The sequence below is a fragment of the Streptomyces sp. RP5T genome (assembly GCF_003933965.1).
Lineage (GTDB): Bacteria > Actinomycetota > Actinomycetes > Streptomycetales > Streptomycetaceae > Streptomyces.
Window position 1 is genome coordinate 1 of sequence record NZ_RSAJ01001270.1, and the last position, 494, is coordinate 494.

Here is a 494-nt window from a genome sequence, read left to right on the forward strand (position 1 = left end):
GTCGGCTACGACGAGCTCAGCACGCGCGCCGTCGCGCAGCGCGCCGGTGTCCCCATCGGCTCGGTCTACCGCTTCTTCGGCAACAAGCGGCAGATGGCCGACGCCCTCGCCCAGCGCAACCTGGAGCGTTTCTCGGTCCGCGTCACCGAGCGCCTCAAGGCGTCGGGCGAGGAGGGCGGCTGGCGCACGGCGATGGACGTCGTCCTCGACGAGTACCTCGCCATGAAGCGCACTGCCCCCGGCTTCTCCCTGGTCGACTTCGGCAACCAGATCCCCGTCGGCGCCCGGCACGCGGAGCCCAACCACCGTGTCGCCGACCGCCTCACCGACCTCCTGTCCGCCTACCTCTCCCGCGAACCGGACGACGACCTGCGCCGCACCTTCCTCATCGCCGTGGAGACCGCCGACACCCTGGTCCACCTGGCCTTCCGGATGGCACCGGAGGGCGACGAGCGGATCATCCAGGAGGCCCGGGAGCTGCTGCGGGCCTATCT

At 71.1% G+C, this 494-nt stretch carries 1 protein-coding gene; it reads left to right on the plus strand.

What is annotated here, in order from left to right:
* Window positions 1-494: TetR/AcrR family transcriptional regulator (locus tag EHS43_RS45765; protein WP_148104396.1), on the plus strand; the 494-nt coding region annotated here is incomplete at both ends.